The sequence below is a fragment of the Floridaenema aerugineum BLCC-F46 genome (assembly GCF_041929345.1).
GTDB classification, from domain to species: domain Bacteria; phylum Cyanobacteriota; class Cyanobacteriia; order Cyanobacteriales; family Aerosakkonemataceae; genus Floridanema; species Floridanema aerugineum.
Genome location: NZ_JBHFNQ010000218.1, coordinates 57676 through 76710 on the forward strand (window position 1 = coordinate 57676; position 19035 = coordinate 76710).

At 41.7% G+C, this 19035-nt stretch carries 14 protein-coding genes; 7 read left to right on the forward strand and 7 right to left on the reverse strand.

Annotated elements, in window-relative coordinates; translation table 11 throughout:
* Positions 1–108: 108 nt before the first annotated feature.
* Positions 109–678 (reverse strand): hypothetical protein, encoded by a 570-nt coding sequence (locus ACE1CC_RS30300; RefSeq protein WP_413274149.1) that lies wholly within the window; start codon positions 676–678, stop codon positions 109–111.
* Between the two features lie 216 nt (positions 679–894).
* On the opposite strand from ACE1CC_RS30300, the gene ACE1CC_RS30305 reads away from it, so the two are divergent.
* From ACE1CC_RS30305 to ACE1CC_RS30320, 4 genes are all read left to right on the forward strand, one after another.
* Positions 895–1230 (forward strand): DUF565 domain-containing protein, encoded by a 336-nt coding sequence (locus tag ACE1CC_RS30305; protein ID WP_413274150.1) that lies wholly within the window; start codon positions 895–897, stop codon positions 1228–1230.
* 4 nt (positions 1231–1234) lie between these two features.
* Positions 1235–2293, forward strand: coding sequence for a glycerate kinase (locus ACE1CC_RS30310; RefSeq protein ID WP_413274151.1), 1059 nt, complete (start codon positions 1235–1237; stop codon positions 2291–2293).
* A 184-nt stretch (positions 2294–2477) separates the two neighbouring features.
* Entirely contained in the window at positions 2478–4940 is a 2463-nt protein-coding gene (locus ACE1CC_RS30315) for an ATP-binding protein (protein ID WP_413274152.1), read from the forward strand.
* A 146-nt stretch (positions 4941–5086) separates the two neighbouring features.
* Positions 5087–8320, forward strand: a complete 3234-nt coding sequence (locus ACE1CC_RS30320; RefSeq protein ID WP_413274153.1) for a PAS domain S-box protein — start codon at positions 5087–5089, stop codon at positions 8318–8320.
* Between the two features lie 312 nt (positions 8321–8632).
* On the opposite strand, the gene ACE1CC_RS30325 is transcribed toward ACE1CC_RS30320, so the two are convergent.
* The 3 genes from ACE1CC_RS30325 to ACE1CC_RS30335 form a co-directional block, all read right to left on the reverse strand.
* Complete coding sequence (locus ACE1CC_RS30325; RefSeq protein ID WP_413274154.1) at positions 8633–10078, reverse strand: protein adenylyltransferase SelO; 1446 nt, start codon at positions 10076–10078, stop codon at positions 8633–8635.
* Between the two features lie 134 nt (positions 10079–10212).
* Positions 10213–10692: a hypothetical protein gene (locus tag ACE1CC_RS30330; RefSeq protein ID WP_413274155.1), complete on the reverse strand. Its 480-nt coding sequence runs from the start codon at positions 10690–10692 to the stop codon at positions 10213–10215.
* Positions 10693–10746: 54 nt separating this feature from the next.
* Entirely contained in the window at positions 10747–13020 is a 2274-nt protein-coding gene (locus tag ACE1CC_RS30335) for a RelA/SpoT family protein (RefSeq protein ID WP_413274156.1), read from the reverse strand.
* Positions 13021–13299: 279 nt separating this feature from the next.
* Between ACE1CC_RS30335 and patD the strand changes: the two genes are divergently transcribed.
* The 3 genes from patD (at position 13300) to ACE1CC_RS30350 (ending at position 16249) form a co-directional block, all read left to right on the forward strand.
* Positions 13300–13704 carry a heterocyst frequency control protein PatD gene (gene patD / locus ACE1CC_RS30340; RefSeq protein WP_413274157.1) on the forward strand — a complete coding sequence of 135 codons (405 nt, stop codon included), beginning with the start codon at positions 13300–13302 and terminating at the stop codon, positions 13702–13704.
* A 184-nt stretch (positions 13705–13888) separates the two neighbouring features.
* The gene (locus ACE1CC_RS30345) at positions 13889–14455 is read left to right on the forward strand and encodes a TFIIB-type zinc ribbon-containing protein (protein WP_413274158.1); all 567 of its coding nucleotides are present in this window, start codon (positions 13889–13891) and stop codon (positions 14453–14455) included.
* Between the two features lie 117 nt (positions 14456–14572).
* Positions 14573–16249: a dipeptide ABC transporter ATP-binding protein gene (locus ACE1CC_RS30350; protein WP_413274159.1), complete on the forward strand. Its 1677-nt coding sequence runs from the start codon at positions 14573–14575 to the stop codon at positions 16247–16249.
* 78 nt (positions 16250–16327) lie between these two features.
* Here the strand turns inward: ACE1CC_RS30350 and dps are convergent, their stop codons facing one another.
* The 3 genes from dps to nadD form a co-directional block, all read right to left on the reverse strand.
* The gene (gene dps / locus ACE1CC_RS30355) at positions 16328–16831 is read right to left on the reverse strand and encodes a DNA starvation/stationary phase protection protein Dps (protein WP_413274160.1); all 504 of its coding nucleotides are present in this window, start codon (positions 16829–16831) and stop codon (positions 16328–16330) included.
* Between the two features lie 160 nt (positions 16832–16991).
* Positions 16992–18005 carry a type I glyceraldehyde-3-phosphate dehydrogenase gene (locus tag ACE1CC_RS30360; protein WP_413274201.1) on the reverse strand — a complete coding sequence of 338 codons (1014 nt, stop codon included), beginning with the start codon at positions 18003–18005 and terminating at the stop codon, positions 16992–16994.
* Positions 18006–18121: 116 nt separating this feature from the next.
* Positions 18122–18760 carry a nicotinate (nicotinamide) nucleotide adenylyltransferase gene (nadD, locus tag ACE1CC_RS30365; RefSeq protein ID WP_413274161.1) on the reverse strand — a complete coding sequence of 213 codons (639 nt, stop codon included), beginning with the start codon at positions 18758–18760 and terminating at the stop codon, positions 18122–18124.
* Between the last annotated feature and the right edge of the window lie 275 nt (positions 18761–19035).

Consider the following 19035-nt stretch of genomic DNA (forward strand, 5'->3'; position numbering starts at 1 on the left):
AAGTAATCCTGCTCAGTTTTGTTGTCAGACTTACTTTAGCGAGAAATGACAAATTTTGGTTAAGGCTACCAGGAACAAGGAGAATTTTAGCTTCTGTCTCTTTCCCTGCTAACTTGAAGGTTGCAAAATTAACTGCCACTCTGACTTTTGGCGATTCCAGACGGGTGAAGATGTTTCGCCGACAACATAAGGACCCCAGTAGCGCCCGGAACCATCTTGAGCAAAGGCAATCAGCACATCTCCCTTTTCTAGCTGTACAATTCCTTTGGGTAAAGAGAGAACTAATCCACTGGTAGCACCTTCTTGGGGAGCAAAGTCCCAGTGTCCTGGTTCACCGTACACTGATTGTTTGACGGTAGCAGACTGCTGTTTTCTCACTCCTACCTGTTTTGGTAAAAAGGCAACTCTCACTGGATAATCTGTTTGATTACTCAAGCGTAAAGCTCTCTGAGGAGTTTTGACCGACGTTGCTCTTGGATTGACTTTTGTCGTAGATTGGTTGTTGGTGACTGACTCGATCGCAGCAGAATCCCGATTTGATAAGGAAACTGGAGAAACTCGCGGCTGTGTTTGCTCAACAGTAACGCTGATTTCCCACCGACTCAGGATCAATGCCACAAGTACAAATCCACAGCTAACGCTAAAGATAGTGTAAACTTGCCATTTTGGTAGATTCATAGTTTTTTAGATATAACTATTTTTATGTTTAAGAGGTGATAATTTTGTCATAACAGATCCCCGTTCAGATGGAAACGGATTTGGGCTAAATAAAATAACCTTTAATATAAATGACTAAGCCCATGACGGTAATTTCGGAGTTAATCTTAAATTAACTCCCCCAGATTATAAAATGTTACTTAGGTTCCCGTTTCTCTTCTTAAATTATCTCTGGCAATGCAAAACACTCGTCTTAACACTTTAGTTGTTTATACTAGTAATCAGATTGGCGCTTGGTTTCGCAACCCTTGGCGACGGTTATCATTACAATTAATCTGTTTGTTGCTGGGCTTTTTTCTGGGAACTGCTGTCTCTACGGAAACTGGTCAATCGGCACGATGGGATGTGCCAGCAGCCGGAATTTTGGTATTATTTACTGAGTTATATAGTAGATTTTTTTACACAACTAGAAAGCCTGGAGTCCAACGCTCTTTATTAACTGAATCAATTAATTTGCTCAAAATTGGCTTGACTTTTAGTCTATTTATTGAAGCGTTCAAACTCGGTTCTTGATGCTATGCCAGAACTCAACAGGAAATCATTAAGAGAAATCCTCGAAAATTGGGTTTCTAGTAATAGTTTATCAGCATCTTCTCTGGAAAAACTACAGATTTGGGCTTTGGCAGATCAGTCACGGGCAAAAGCTTTTGGAATTACTTCCGAAAATGTGGCCCAGTTGCTTGATAATCGCTCGCACTTCTTCCCCCAACTCCATCCCCAAGTCATCGCATATTGCCAAAACAAAGGTTTCACCAGTCGCCCTTTAATTCTAGAAACTCTCTGGGAATTATGGCTACCTTTGGCAATTCAATTAGCAACTTGGCGGCGTGATTTACCACGTCCTTTAATTCAAGGAATCTTGGGCGGACAAGGCACGGGAAAAACCACTTTAGCAGCTATTCTTACTTTAATTTTAAAACATTTGCGGCTCGAAACTATAAGTATTTCGATCGATGACCTCTACAAAACCTACGCCGAAAGACAAGAACTGCAACAACAAGACCCTAGATTAATTTGGCGAGGGCCTCCGGGAACTCATGATGTAGAATTAGGAATTAAAGTTTTAACTCAATTACGCCAACAAAAAACACCTGTAGAAATTCCCCGCTTCGATAAATCTTTGTGGCAAGGTGCAGGCGATCGCACTACGCCAGAAATAGTCGAAAAAGCTGATATTGTATTATTTGAAGGTTGGTTTGTGGGGGTGCGTCCGATCGATCCTACCACCTTCGACTCTGCACCAGAACCAATTGTTACTTTAAGCGATCGCACTTTCGCCCGTGACATCAATTTTAAACTCCAAGAATACGTTCCTTTGTGGCAACTTTTAGACCGTTTAATTGTCCTTTATCCCGTCGATTATCGGCTTTCTTTGCAATGGCGTAAACAAGCAGAACAAGAAATGATTGCATCTGGAAAAACCGGAATGACAAATGAAGTTATTGAGCAATTTGTCGCCTACTTTTGGCGCAGTATTCACCCAGAATTATTCATTAAACCATTAGTTGAAAACCCAGATTTAGTAGATTTAGTTATTGAAATCAATCCCGATCATTCTCCGGGTGTCCTGTATTAATAAAATCATTCGTTGTCTAAAAAAAGCGATCGTTATTGCATATCGATCGCCTAAACCTAATATAATATCTATATCCTACGGTAGATAAGTTAATTGCATTTGTACTGTATATATTTTATGCTGCAAGTCAGATAGAGTTGCAATACAGACGCTCTATATTATTTAAAGGCTTCTACTACCATTTATGCTGTTGCCCAATTATGTAAAACTTCGGGTTGAGTCAGTAAAAATTCCACTACGTTGGTTACTGGTGATACCGTTTGTGTTGCAGACAGTGGGAGCAACGGCACTAGTGGGTTATCTTTCCTACCGTAGCGGACAAGAGGCAGTAGAGAATCTAGCGAATCAGTTGTTGCGGCAGACATCAGAACGAGTTAGCGATCGCCTTAACAGCTACTTACAACGATCTCAAAAAGTTGTAGCTGCCAATCTTTTAGCAACACAACAGAAAATCGTAAACCTGAATAATTTTGCACAACTGCGGCAACAACTATGGCAGCAGATAGTTTTAGACTCATCGCTACCGGGTAGTTTGTTTTGGAGCGATCGGGGTAATGGTCTGGGATATGAAAGAATAGGTTCCCAAGAGAGACAACACTTTGCCCAAAAAGTAACGGGTAAACTATTCCCGATCGGAACCATTTATTTAACCGAAATGAATCCCAATCAGCGTCGATTTTATGAGGTTGATTCTCAAGGCAAACCCCAAAATTTGGTTCTGACAATTAAGCATAATTTTCGCACTCTTGGCTGGTATCGTCAGGCGAAAACCGTTGGTAAACAACATTGGACACCTATCTATGTCGGTCAAGTTGTCCCGACTTTACAAGTCATGGCAGTCGCTCCTATATACGATCGAGCCGGAAATTTTCAGGGAATGTTTACCTCAATCTATTTCCTCTCCGAAATTAGTACATTTCTCAATCAATTAAACTTCTCTCCCACAGGACAAGTTTTTATTATTGAACGATCGGGCAATCTGATTGCTACCTCAAATTTATCAGACGCAATTGGAACGAGATTAGTTAACGGAAAACCCGATACGCCTAACGGCACGCTACGCGAACGCTTACCAGCCGTAAATAGCCAAGATGAAATAACACAAAAAATTGCTCAACAGCTACAGAAAAGATTCGGCAGCTTTCACCAGATAAAAAATGCTCAACAACTAAATTTCACTATTAATAATCAACGGGTTTTTGTACAGGTTAAATCTTTTAAAGATCGATACGGCTTGGATTGGTTAGTAATCACAGTGGTTCCAGAGTCAGATTTTATGGCTCAAATTCAGAGCAATAAACGCCTCACTGTCTTACTTTGCTTGCTGACTTTAGGCTTGGCAATTACATCAGGATTGACAATTGCTAATAGATTCACTACCCGTATTACTCGGCTAAATCAAGCCAGCCAGCAACTCGCAGCTGGAGATTTAACCCAGAGATTACCAGATGATAGCTCAATTGTCGAAGTACAAGGATTGGCGCAATCTTTCAACCTAATGGCAGATCAGTTAGAAGCATCTTTTGAGCGGATCAAAATTGCCCTAGAAGAATCTCAGGAAAAATTTACTACTATTTTTCGTACTAGCCCCGATCCGATCGCAATTTTAACCAAAACAGAAGGACGCTTTGTAGAAGTCAACGCCAGGATGAGTGAGTTCTACGGTTATTCCCGTGAAGAACTTATCGGTTACACAGCGACAGAATTGGGTTTGTGGGTAAATTTAGACCAACGTCAGCAGTTTCAACAATTCGTAGAACAGGGTGCAGTTTACAATTTTGAGACTACAACTCGGATTAAATCTGGTGAAATTAGGATATTGCTGCTCTCAGGTGAACGCTGCAACCTGGAAGGACAGGAGGTAACGATTATTGTAATTAAGGATATTACCGATCGCTACCAACTGGAAGCCATGAAAAACGAATTCGTTTCAATGGTTAGTCATGAATTACGAACACCTTTAACTTCAATTCGCGGTTCTCTGAGTATTTTAGAATCAGGTGTCTTGAAAAATAAACCGGACAAAGCTCAACAAATGTTAGAGATTGCCGTCAAAAGCACCGATCGCCTAGTCCGTTTAGTCAATGATATCCTCAATTTACAGCGATTAGACTCCGGTATAGTGCCGCTAGTTAAGGAAATCTGCCAAGTTAATGATTTGATCGAGCAAGCAATAGAATCAGTAAAGGCGATCGCCAACCAAGCAAATCTCACCTTAGAATGGGTTCCCCTAAATGCTTCCGTTTGGGCATCTAGCGACGAAATTATTCAAACTTTAATTAACCTTTTGGGCAATGCGATTAAGTTTTCTCCAGCAAACAGCACTATTTGGGTGAAAGCTGAAGTTACCAACAATTTAGATTTACGAATCATAGAAAAATTCCCAGAGTTAACCGAAATTAACCCCGAAAAATATATTCTGTTCTCAATTACAGACCAAGGAAGAGGCATTCCTCCAGACAAATTAGAATCAATCTTTGGACGTTTTCAACAAGTAAATTCTGCCGATTCTCGTGAGAAAGGAGGAACAGGTTTAGGGTTAGCTATCTGTCAAAATATTGTCCAACGACATCAAGGATTAATTTGGGCCGAAAGTGTCATGGCACAAGGAAGTACTTTTTATTTCACTCTGCCAATGGGAGATTAGCGATCGCACCAACCAACAAATCAATCCCTAACCCGGGATAGATAACTTAATGACACTGATAGGCTGGGTGTTTTATCCTAACAAATAGAGAAAATTTGCAGAACTAATTATTACCTGCACTTGCTCAGAGGCTATAACTACCGTTTATGCCGTCGCCCCGTTCTCTTTTTTGCCAACACTTTCGGATTGATTCAGCAAAAATTCCGCTGTGGTGGTTGCTGGTAGTTCCGTTTGTGTTGCAAACTGTGGGAGCAGTGGCGCTAGTGGGGTATCTGTCTTACCGCAGCGGGCAACAAGCCGTAGAGAAACTGGCTCATCAATTGATGAAAAATGTTGGACAGCAAGTTACCCAGGAACTCGATCGCTATTTGCAAAATGCCCACAAGTTCAATCAATGCCAAATAGCAGCGATCGAATCAGGCGCAATCAACCTACAAAACCTCGATCGACTACATCGATATTTAATCCTACAACATCGGCAGAATGAAGAACTGACAACACTTTTGTTTGGAACTCCCCAAGGCGATTTGCGAGTCAGTCATCGCGTCAGCAAGAGAGATTATGGCGTAACGACACGCTTAAAACCGGGAGAGTTGCCCTTTGAAGCTGCTATATCCAAACCATCCAACCCTGCCATTAACCATACTTACAGTGTTAATCAGGCAGGGGATTTGGGGCGCTATTTGGAAACCGTTAAAAATATTGATGTGCGCGATCGCCCTTGGTATCGTCAAGCGGTGAAAACGGGAAAAGCAGGTTGGACTAACCCTTTTCAAATTAGTAGTACTAATATTTTGGCTCTCAATGCTTACACTCCTTTTTATAATAAATCACGTCAATTGTTAGGAGTCTTTGCTGTTAATATTAGCCTCAATCAACTGAGTGATTTTCTCCGTCGTTTAGAGGTGGGAAAATCGGGGAAAGTGTTTATTATCGAGCGCAACGGTTTGTTGATTGCTGACTCAACCGCAGAACCTTCTTACTCAGTATCGGGGAAACCTGACTTAAGTGGAATAGCTGAACCGGGAACTTTGAAATTTAAGCGTCGCTTACCTTGGGAAACTCCTCATCCTGCAATTCAAGATTCCTATCAGTATTTGCAAACAAAATTTAGTAATTTGACAACAATAAAATCGCCGCCAGCCTTAAATTTTCAAATTCGTGGTAATCGTTATTTTTTAACCGTTTACCCCTATCAAGATAAATATGGGTTGGATTGGTTAGTAGTAACAGTAATTCCAGAATCGGATTTTATGGCAGAGATTCAGAATAATAGGCGCACCACTTTATTACTCTGCTTGCTGACTTTATTGATGGCGATCGCATCAGGATTAATTCTCGCCAATCGATTTACTACTCGCATTACTCGCCTAAATCAAATTAGTCAGCAACTCGCATCTGGAGATTTAACCCAGAGGTTGCCAGCCAATAGTTTAATTATTGAAGTCAGAGAATTGGCGCAATCTTTTAATCTGATGGCAGATCGGTTAGAAGAATCTTTCGATCGCCTTCAGAACTGTCTAGAAGAGTCAGAAAAAAAGTTTACCACTGTTTTTCGTACTAGCCCTCAGCCAGCCTGGATTGCTACCCTAGCAGAAGGACGCTGCATTGAAATGAACGACAGTTTCAGCAAGGTTTTGGGCTATTCCCGAACTGAGGCGATCGGGAAAACCTGTGTTGAGATGCAATTATGGACTGATTTGGCAGATTTACAACACTTTCGCGCATCCCTGCTTCAGTATGGCAGAATAGATAATTTTGAAGTCAGGTTTCGCACCAAATCAGGTGAAATTAAAACAGTATTGCTGTTTGCCAAAGTCACTCGCTTGGATGAGCAAGATTGTGTAATCGGGGTGTTGAGCGACATTAGCCATCGCAAACAAGCCGAAATCGCCCTACAAGCTAGTGAAACCCGTTTTAGGACAGTCGTAGAATATGCGCCAGATGTATTTGTGATTTACGATCGCGATCTACGCTTGCAATATGTCAACGAGCGTGCCCTGAAGCGAACCGGATGGACTTACGAAACCTTTATCGGTAAACGAGATGAAGATTTGTTTCCCAAAGAAGTCACCTCTACCTATTTGCCAATCCTACTGCGAACCGTCGAAACTCGCACTTTTGGGTCGGGAGAAGCCACAATTCAACTACCAGGACAAGAACCTTACACAATTCTGGTAAAGTATGTCCCGATTTTGGATCGACAGGGTGAAATTCAACAAATTTTTGGCATTACGACTGATATCACAGAACGCAAACAAGCGGAAATCGCCCTACAAACCAGTGAAACTCGCCTCCGGTTAGCATTGAAAGCTTCTGGCGCGATCGCTTGGGAACGCGATCTAGAAACTGATGAAATCTTGTTTACCAACACTGTTACACCGTACATCCCGGAAAACATCCCCTATCAGCAAGCAATGGCATTAGTCCATCCAGACGATCGAGTTGCACTCGATCAAGCTAATCAAGAAGCTATTGCTCAAAGAGGCACATTTCAGATTGAACATCGCGTCGCAACTTCCCTACAAAACCCGGAATGGCGATGGTTTCAAGTTAGTGCTAGAGTTCTCACTGACAGCACAGGTAAACCTACTCGCATCATTGGAATGTCTGTGGATATTACCGATCGCCACCAGCTTGATACCATGAAAGACGAATTTGTTTCCATAGTTAGTCATGAACTGCGGACACCTTTAACTTCTATTTATGGTTCCCTGAACCTTTTAAAATCGGGTGTGTTGAAAAATAAACCGGACAAAGCGCAACAGATGTTAGAAATTGCCGTAAACAACACCGATCGCCTAGTACGTTTAGTCAACGATATTCTCAATTTACAGCGATTAGACTCTGGTCAAGTCCCTCTGATTAAGGAAATTTGCCAAGTTAGTGAATTGATCGAGCAAGCGGTAGAATCAGTAAAAGCGATCGCCGACCAAGCCAATATCACTCTAGAATGGGTTCCCCTATCGGTTACAGTTTCCGCATCTGGCGACGAAATTGTTCAAACCTTAATTAACCTCCTGAGTAATGCGATTAAATTTTCCCCAGCAAACAGCACCATTTCGATGAAAGCCGATGTAACCAACAATTTAGATTTGCGAATTTTAGCAAAATTCCCAGACCTAAAAGAAACCATTCTCTCAAACTGTATTTTGTTCTCAATTACAGATCGAGGAAGAGGCATTCCAGCAGACAAACTCGAATTGATTTTTGGGCGCTTCCAACAAGTAGATGTCTCAGATTCTCGTGAGAAAGGAGGAACAGGTTTAGGGTTAGCTATTTGTAAAAATATTGTCCAACGTCATCAAGGATTAATTTGGGTAGAAAGTGCGATCGGACAAGGAAGCACTTTTTATTTCACACTGCCAATGGAAGATTAATCAAATTGATTTAAGCTGTGGAGCATTTAAAAGTTATATTGTAGGGTGCGTCAGAAGGGGATATTTTCCTTTCTATATAAGGCTTTACCCTCTGACGCACCCTACTCGTTAATAAGTGATAGGACTTACCCACTGGCGATCCCCCAACCCCCTTACCAAGGGGGCTTGAGAAATTCCCCCTTTGGTAAGGGGGGCTAGGGGGGATCGGGGTTTCAGGCTGAGAGTGCGTAAGTCCTAAGTGATTTAAATGCGTAACAGCTTACCCAATCCCCAATCCCCAATCCCCAATCCCCAATCCCCAATCCCTAATCCCTAAATCCCCAACTGAATTTTCCGCACCAACTCATAAAAAGGTTCCCAATTATCCTCATTAGTAATCGGTTCCCAAATCGCTTCAATTTGCGGTCTAAGTAACACAGTTTTCGGATTCCAACGCTTCATTCTCGCTGCAACTTCTGCCATTTCCGACTGGGGCAAATTCTGCAAAACTCGATGATATAAACTCCGCCAATTCTCCAAACTTTCCCGATTTTCCAAACCTTGTAAAAAGTCCGGTTCACTCAAAATTGAATTAACATCCTCGCGCCAGTTACGGGAAAACAAATCAGTTATTTCCGAGAAAAAAGCATGATAACCAACTTGAGTATCTCCTAAAACCTGAATAGTTGATTTTAACAACTCTTCAGCTTCCGGCATTGGCAAATTTTCTAAACCCAACTTTCGTAACATTAACTCTTGATAATGTTGGGCATAAAATTCCGAAAACTTCTCCAATGCCGCTTCCATATCTGCTTTCGACATTACCGCACGCAAAGGCACTTGCAGCATTTCCAAATTCAACTGGCAAATAGCAGGTTGATAACCGTAACAGTAGCGACCATAATAGTCAAAATAAGCGGCTGTAAAAGTGGGATTATAAGTAGGAATAAAAGCATAAGGCCCATAATCAAAACTTTCCCCAGTAATTGACATATTATCAGTATTTAAAACTGCATGACAAAAACCTGCCGCCATCCATTGCGCCACTAATTGGGCTACTTTTTGCACTAATTGGGCATAAAATAACGCATAACGTTCCGATTCATTTTCTATCTTTAATAAATGAGAATAATAAATCTCAATTACATGATCTAACAGCTTTTTAATTAGATCGCTACGTCCAATATAATGTAACCTTTCAAAAGTACCAAAGCGGATATGAGAACGGTTAAAACGTACCATTACAGAGGAACGAGTTGGCGAAGGTTCATCGCCGCGCCACAGAGATTCCCCAGTTTCAATCATGCTAAAACAGCGGGAAGTTCTCACACCCATTTGATGTAAAGCTTCAGCTGCTAAAACTTCTCTCACTCCCCCTTTAAGTGTTAATCTCCCATCCCCACCACGCGAGTAAGGTGTTCTACCCGATCCCTTAGTTCCAAAATCGTAAAGTTCCCCATCTATTCCGCGAATTTGTCCGTAAAGAAAACCTCTGCCATCTCCTAAAGCTGGGTTATATTCCCCGAATTGATAGCCATGATAACGCAAAGCTAAAAAAGGTCTAACCCCTTGAAATTGACCAAAAGCTTCAATAAAATCTTCGTCAAACACTTTTTCTGGATCTAATCCAATTTGGGGTAATAATTTATCATTACGAAACCGTAAAATATGCTGGGGAAATTCCGCTGCCAGAACGCGATCGTAGTAATCTTCACCCAAGTTTTCTAATGCTGGTTCGTATTTCAAATTTAAGAAAGGATTAGCAACATTTAATTGCATTTCATCTACCCCAAAAAAACTACCTAGATCCCCGACTTGTTGAAGAAGTCGGGGATCTAAAAACTTTAAAAACTAGCCTCCTAAGATTACCATCATGAGTTTACCAGTTAGCTCAAATCTTTGCTTGCTAGTACTTACTGACGGTTTTGGTTTTGGTTTTGGTTTTGGTTTTGTTGAATTTGCGCTTCCAACTTTTTGAGTTGTTCTGGAGTCAGAACCGATCGGATTTGTTGGTTAGAAGCCTGTACAATTGTACCAATGCGAGATTTTTGATCTTGAGAAAGGTTCAATTTTTGCAGAACTGGGGCAGCATTTTCACCAGAACGCATTGCTTCACTAAGCATAGTACGCTGTTCTTGGGTGAGTACTTGCTCAATTTTTTGTTGTCTGTCAATCAAAATACTGCGAATTTTTTGGATTTGATCTTGACTTAAACCCAGTAATTCTTCAACACTCTGAGATTGACTGTTTGGTTGAGCGTTTGGTTGACTGTTTGCTGGGGGTGTAGTGTTTGGTCTGGGAGGCTGTTGTGCAAGCGCAACTTGAGAACCTATTGTAGCGAGGGCTACAACGCTAGCAAATAGGGAAACGAGCTTGGCGGAAGAAAAAGCCATTCAAAAAATCCTAAAAAAAGAACAACAAAGTGGTTTGATGAAAGAGTGTACTATCTATTCATCAATTTGGCTGACGCGACGCAGGTTTAGGATATCACTCATTTTTTTAATTTGAGTGAAGATGCGTTCTAATTGCTCATGATCGCGGATATCAATACCAAGATCGATTACAGCTGGTCGGCCTTCAAAAGTCCTAACCTGAGCATTTCGCACGTTGATGTTATTATCTGTCAAGCGGGAGAGAATATCTTTGAGCACTCCCACGCGATCGAGCACTTCAATTTGGATATTAACTGGATAAGTCTGCCGACAACCAGTGTCGGGATCTAAAGATCTCCAGCCAACGGGTAAAAGACGATCTCCTGGTACACTTTCCAAATTAGGACAACCCTGCCTATGGATAGAAATACCCCGACTACCTCTTGTTACCACACCGAGAATCGGTTCAGCGGGAATCGGATTGCAACACCCAGCTAGATAATGAAGCAATCCATCTATACCAACAATGGGAGAACAGGAACTACTGTGACTGGACTTACTATTGTTGGTATTCGGTACAGAACGTGACGTTGTGGGTACTAAAGAAGTTTCCTCAGTTGCAGGTTCAATTGGTTGCAAGGCTTTCACAGTTTCTCGCATCCGATTTACCACCAAGTTAAGGGTGACTTCGCCGTAACCTAAAGCAGCTAGGAGATCGTCAACGCTGTGATAGTTACATCGTTCTGCAACTGACTGCATTTGTTCGGATTTGATCACTGCCGAAAAGCCGCTTTTGCCAAATTCCTTTTCTAACAGTTCTCTTCCCCTTGCCACATTTTCGTCCCGATGCGATCGCTTGTACCATTGCCGAATTCGGTTCTTGGCACCAGTGGTTACTACAAAGTTTAGCCAATCTAAACTCGGATGACTATTTTTCTGAGTCATAATATCCACGATATCGCCATTTTTCAAGGGCGTATCTAACTGCACCATTCGACCATTCACCTTCGCGCCATAACAGTGATTCCCCACTTCTGTATGTATCCGATAGGCAAAATCTACCGCTGTCGCACCTTGCGGCAAAGAAATTACATCCCCCTTGGGAGTGAAAACGAAAACATCATCAAATTCTAAGTTATCTTTGACGTTTTCCAGGTATTCTTCCGCATCTTTCAGTTCATTTTGCCATTCCAGCAGTTGCCGCAACCAAGTAAACTTTTCTTCATCAGCAGTGACGCGACTGCGATTAGATTTACCAGTTTCCTTATATTTCCAGTGCGCTGCAATCCCATACTCAGCTATGTGGTGCATTTCCAAAGTGCGGATTTGGATTTCTACAGGTCTACCAATTGGCCCAACCACAACCGTATGTAACGATTGATAGCGGTTAGGTTTTGGTAAACCAATATAATCTTTAAACCGACCGGGAATCGGCGTAAAAGAATCGTGAACCACAGCCAAAGAACGATAACATTCCTCGTTTGTCTCTACAATTAAGCGAATTGCTGCTAAATCGTAGATTTCGTGGAATTCCTTTTGCTGTCGCTGCATTTTTTGGTAAATGCTGTAAAGATGCTTAGGACGACCACTAATATCTAATAATTTAATTCCAGCTTCATCGAGTCCTTCTTTGAGGACATCTTGTACTTTACCAAGTCTAGCTTCCCGATCGGTCCGTTTTTCCGCTACCAATTCTTGAACTTGGCGATAGGATTCTGGTTCTAAATATTTAAAAGATAAATCTTCCAATTCCCACTTAAATCTACCGATCCCCAAGCGATTTGCCAAAGGAGCAAAAATTTCTCTGGTTTCTTGAGCAATGCGACGGCGTTTTTCATCTGCCAAATGTTCTAAGGTTCGCATATTATGGAGGCGATCGGCTAACTTCACCACAATCACCCGAATATCCTTCGCCATCGCCACGAACATTCGTCGGATATTCTCCGCTTGTCGTTCTGTCTTACTAGAGAAGTTATGGGAAAACTTGGAAAGTTTGGTGACACCTTCCACTAATCTGGCGACTTCTGCACCAAACCGCTCTTCGATTTCTTCGACTGTAACATCGGTGTCTTCTACCACATCATGAAGAAACCCAGCTGCTATCATCGCACTACCGCCACCCAAGTCGCGTAACAACCCCGCGACAGCAACGGGATGACAAATATAGGGTTCTCCTGATTTGCGGTACTGACCTTCATGGAGTTGGTAAGCAAATTCAAATGCACGACAAATTAAGCCTGTATCATTGGTGGTACAAACTTCGGGGTTCGCACAATTAGCAGATAAACATTCCTGTAACCAGTCAGGAATGACGCAATTAATAATGGGAGTTGGCGCGACTGCGTTCATAATGTTGAACTTCAAACCTTAAGGATAAAAAGATTTCCACAAATTTGGTCAAATCAGCTAGTGAGCAATTTTGTCCCAAGAGGGTTGAGTACCCTTACCTTGGTGAAAATAGCATTAGCATTCATCAAGGGCTGTACTTTAAGAATATTGTTAACGTAAGGAATCAGAACTGCCCAAAACCTAAAACTTGGCTTAAGCTATGTCTCATCCCCAGTTAAATAACTGTCTGCATTAATGAAAACTTTTGTTACATAAGATTGTATCTCAAGCATTTACATAATGTTGCCAAATTCATTTCGCGATCGCTATCAGAAATTTTTACTAACCATCGAGCATTGTCAAAATCTACTCAATGGCTACTCATCTATCTCACAATCACCAGAAAACCAACAAACCGCAGCCACAAGCTCAGCCAAACTGGAGTTAAAACAGGATTTCGCTCAATTACAAGCAGTTTTTACCGAAGAAATTGCCAATTTAAGTTTAGATGACTTAGAACCAGCCATAGCCTCTCGCTTACAATCCTACCTAACAGAAATCAACAAGCAACTTCAACTACTAGGAATTGATCTCACCTTTTTACAAGCTTCTCGCCAAAGGGCAACCGCACAAACCAAAATAGCCCAAATCCGCTCCCGTCTGCAAACCTTAACAAATTACTCGCAAGCGATTTTAGATCTTTGACTTCTGCCCCTGAAATTTTGCCTAATCCTCTCTAAAGTTACTCAAAAGAGGGGTTTCAGACCCAAGGAGTTTTGATGTACGATCGCTGCACTTCAGGAAAAAATATTTTCTCTCTAGGGCCACCGTAGTAATATCGAAATTGGTTCAATATTATCGAAGAGTTTCCCAGAGGATTGAAAAAACCGTGCAGTGTCCCAAAAATCAGCGTATAAGCTTAGTTGATGGTACATTATCTGATAAATTACCCGTCAAACATTGCCCAGATTGTCAAGGAAACTGGATTTCTCACACTAGCTACGAAGAATGGATATTATCTCAACCCCCAAGATTAGCTGAACCAAAGTTAATCGCTAGTAGCTCTGTCACAGACTCCAATTTTGTCCCCTCTCCTAATGATAATCGTGCAGCACTCTGTCCCGAATGTCAGCATTACCTAACAAGAGCTAGAGTTTTCTATAATCGCTGTTTTTATATCGAGCGTTGTATGCACTGCGGTGGAATTTGGTGCGATAAAGGAGAATGGGAAGTTCTGGAAAAACTAGGTTTACATACTAATATTGAACAACTGTTTTCTCATGAATGGCAATCAAGAGTGCGGGAGATGGAATATGCAGAAAAAGAACGTCAAGCGACTGAAGCAAAACTCGGTGCAAAAGTCGCATCAATGGTTTTTGAATTAGCAGAAATCCTCGAAAATCATCCTAATGGCGATTTTGGTGTTGCTTACTTAATGCGGCGATTTAATAAGTAATTTGATTAGTCATTGGTCATTGGTCATTGAGCAATGACGGTGATAACGACTAAAGTCATTACTACGAACTTATTATGATTATATAACAAATGACCAATGACAAAGGACTAATGACTAATGACTGGTGACAAAGTTCTCTTTGCTGTAGAAAATTTGCGCGTAGCTTATCCTCTAGCTTCATCAATTTCGGAAAATATTCAATGGGCTGTTGATGATGTTTCTTTTACTTTAAAACCTGGTGAACGTCTGGGATTGGTGGGAGAATCTGGTTGCGGAAAGTCTACTTTAGGACGTGCAGCAATGCGTTTGTTACCTACATCAACGCGCATTGAAGGAAGAGTAACTTTTCAGGATCGATCGGTTTTCGATCTGTCTCCATCAGAGGTGCGTCGCTTTCGAGGAGAAGCGGTAGCATTGATTTTTCAAGATCCAATGACTCGCCTCGATCCGCTGATGACTATTGGCGAACATTGCATCGAAACTCTCAAAGCACATCAACCTGAATTATCTTCCCGTGAGGCGAAGGAAAAGGCAATTGCTACTTTAGAAGCGGTGAAGATTCCTGCTAGTAGATGGGCGCAATATCCCCATGAATTTAGCGGGGGAATGCGGCAAAGAGTGGCGATCGCACTCGCCCTCCTCCTCAACCCTAAATTAATTGTAGCAGATGAACCAACAACGAGTTTAGATGTTACTGTTTCGGCGCAAATTTTAGATGAATTAACTCGGCTTTGTCGGGAAAGAGAAATGGCTTTATTGTTAATTTCTCACGACTTGGCAATGGTGGGGGAATATTGCGATCGCATGGCAGTAATGTACAATGGGAAAATAGTTGAAACTGGCAAAACTGACTCAATTATTTACCATCCTCAGCATCAATATACGCGATCGCTCCTACAAGCAGCACTGCATTTACAAGCAGTTGATGAGAAGGAAGCAGAGGGGCAGAGGGGCAGAGGGGCAGAGGGGCAGAGGGGCAAAAGTCCGATTTTGCAAGTTCAGGATTTGAAACAGCATTACAGTTTAGAAAGTGGTTTTATTGAGAAATTATTGGCTCGTAAAAGTCAAACTATTAAAGCTGTTGATGGGATTAATTTAGAACTTTATCCAGGGGAAATATTAGGGTTGGTGGGAGAATCTGGTTGTGGGAAAAGTACCTTATCCCGGACAATCTTACAATTAATTCATCCTACTTCTGGAAAAGTCGAATTTTTAGGCAAAGAACTTACCACTCTTCCTCGTGAGTCAATGCGACTAACTAGAAGAGACATTCAAATGATTTTTCAAGATCCCCATGCTTGTTTAAATCCTCGGATGACAGTCGGACAAAGTATTAGCGATCCCTTATTTATTCATAAATTAGCAACTCCCACCGAAGCAAAAACCCTAGTATTAGAAATGCTTAAAAGAGTGGGATTAACACCAGTTGAAGATTATTATGAACGATATCCTTCTGATTTATCTGGAGGACAACAACAAAGGGTAGCTATTGCTAGAGCTTTAATTACTCGCCCGAAATTGGTAATCTGTGATGAGCCAGTAAGTATGTTAGATGCTAGTGTGCAAACCCAAGTTTTAGAATTAATGTTGGAATTAAAGCGAGATTTTGATTTAACTTATTTATTTATTACTCATGACCTTTGGGTAGCGCGGTTTTTCTGCGATCGCATCGCCGTCATGAATAGCGGTAAAATAGTAGAAATTGGCCCCACTCACCAACTTTTCACCAAACCCCAACACCCCTACACTCAAACATTATTAAAAGCTGCCCCTTTGTTAGCTAAAAAAACATAATAGTCATTAGTCATTAGTCATTAGTCATTAGTCATTGGTCAAAACTTTAACAAATGACAAATGACTAATAACCATTGACTAAGCTTGCAAATGTGCTTCTAAGAACCATAAACGCTTATCGATCGCACGGGAAACTTCCGTGTAAAGATCGGCAGTATCAGCATCACCCAAACTGCCAGTTTTATCGATGGCATCCCGAATCAACTTAGCATAAGGAGCATAGCGTTCTGCCAAAGCGGTAACATGAGATTTGCCATCTAAAATATCTAAAGGATACTCTGGCAAAGTAGAACGTTCAGCAGCAATCCGTGCCGTACCCAAAGCTACGCCACCTAAAGCTGTAATCCGTTCCGCGATCAAATCGATAAACTCTTCTAACTCAGTTGCCATTTCATCGAACAACTCATGCAACTGGAAGAAATCCATGCCTTTGACATTCCAGTGAGCTTGCTTCACTTGAGTTTTCAGATCTAAAGTAGATGCAAGACTTTGGTTAAGAATTTCGGCAATTTGCGATCGCACTTCCGCAGGAATGTCAATGCGAGTCGGGTAAAGGCGCGAAGCATCCATATCGTGACTCATGAGTTTAGCTAGTAAAATTTGATTTAAACCGAGCCTGTAAGCAGCTTTTTACTGAATCAAACTCAGCTATTGAGAAGAATATTCTAATTTTAGTACACATATACACAGATCCCCGACTTCTTCGAGAAGTCGGGGATCTCGATGGGATTGAGCAAATTAATTACTTAACCCACTTTTTACCAACCAATTCTGCCAAATCGACAACCCGTTGAGAATAACCCCATTCGTTGTCGTACCAAGCAACGACTTTCACCATATTGCCACCCATAACCATAGTTAGGCTAGCATCAACGATCGAGGAAGCATCATGACCTTTATAGTCAGAAGACACCAACTCTAAATCGCTATATTCGAGAATACCCTTCAACGGGCCTTCTGCTGCTTCTTTAAGAGTTTCGTTAACTTTTTCTGCAAAAGTTTCCTTCTCTACGATTACCACCAAGTCCACTACAGAAACGTTGGGAGTAGGAACGCGCAAAGCGATACCATTAAGTTTGCCCTTCAATTCTGGCAATACTAAAGCCACGGCCTTAGCAGCACCAGTAGAGGTAGGTACAATATTCATTGCGGCTGCTCTTGCCCGACGCACATCTCTGTGAGAAGCATCCAAAAGACGTTGATCTCCGGTGTAGCTGTGGGTAGTGGTCATTGTACCCTTGATAATCCCGAAATTCTCATGAATTACCTTAGCCACTGGAGACAAGCAGTTAGTGGTACAGCTAGCGTTGCTGATGATTACGTGCTTATCATGGTCATAATCATGATCGTTGACCCCAACCACAAAAGTACCATCATCATTTTTGCCTGGGGCGGTAATCAGAACCTTTTTCGCACCAGCGTTTAAATGTTTGGATGCTCCCTCTCTGCTGGTGAATACGCCAGTAGATTCAATGATTAGATCGATATCCCAGTCTTTCCAGGGCAAGTTTTCTGGATTACGATCGGATACACATTTAATCGTCTTGCCATTGAGAATTATCGAATTATCATCGGCACTGACATCCGCAGCAAACGTTCCTAGCATCGTGTCATATTTCAGCAGGTGTGCGTTTGTTTTCGGATCGGAGGTGTCATTAATTGCGACTACCTCAAAATGACTATTTTCTCTTCCTGCCCAGCAACGCAAGAAATTACGTCCGATGCGTCCAAAACCGTTGATGGCTACTCTTATCACTGCGTCTTGCCCTCTGTCTACTGTAATGATAAAACCCAAGTATTGAACCACATCATATCGCAAAGGGTGTACCAATAGAATGCTCTTGAACTATTTGGGATCAGAGGAAATCTCAGTTAAATTTTTTCTTCGTGATGTTCCTGGTAAAGTTGCTGATTCAGGATGTAAGTTCTGACTGCTTCGGGAACTAAGTAACGGATGGAGCGGTGTTCAGAGCAGTACTGGCGAATTAAACTAGAAGAGATCGCTAATTGTGGTACTGACAAAACTTGCCAGCGGATGGGTATAGATTGAGTGGCTAGTTGCTCGACTACTGTTTTAGCAAGTAACTCCAGTTCGATGTTGCTGCCTTCTTTCCGAGGTGCGACTAACCAATTACATTTAGGGATCAATTCTTGGCGACGATACCAGCGTGGTAAAGTGGCAAAAGCATCTTGACCAACGATCCAATGCCAGTGAGTTTGCGGATAAATAGCTTGCAGGTGGGTTAGGGTTTCAATGGCGTAAGAATGTCCGGGAAAATGGGTTGTTAGATCCGGGAGGATAAAGGCTGGGCGATCGGCGATCGCCAATTGCACCATTTCCCAACGATAGGGAAAATTTAATTTGGGAGAAAGTTTTTTGTGGGGGGGAGAGCGATCGACCACCCAGATTACGCGATCTAATCCCAACTGATCGACAGCCGTTTGGGCAATCAACAGATGTCCCCAGTGAATCGGATCGAACGTACCCCCGAAAATAGCTACTTTTTGCATACCCAAACATTACTTTTTCATCAAAAAAGGAAACAGGGAATAGGGAACTCCTGAACAGTTTTCCCGATTTTGAACTTCCATCAGGCAGTTACAGACCTCTTTTTGGCTGGCACTAGCTTAAATTTCCTGAATTACAAAGATAAATAGCGTATAGCTACACAACAGATGAGAAACATTCCGCAATCTTATAGTTATAAATCATCGTAATATCTAAAAAGCTCAGTTTAGGGAAAATTGTGCAATCTTAGCTTATAAGATCCTGCTTTAATCGGTAT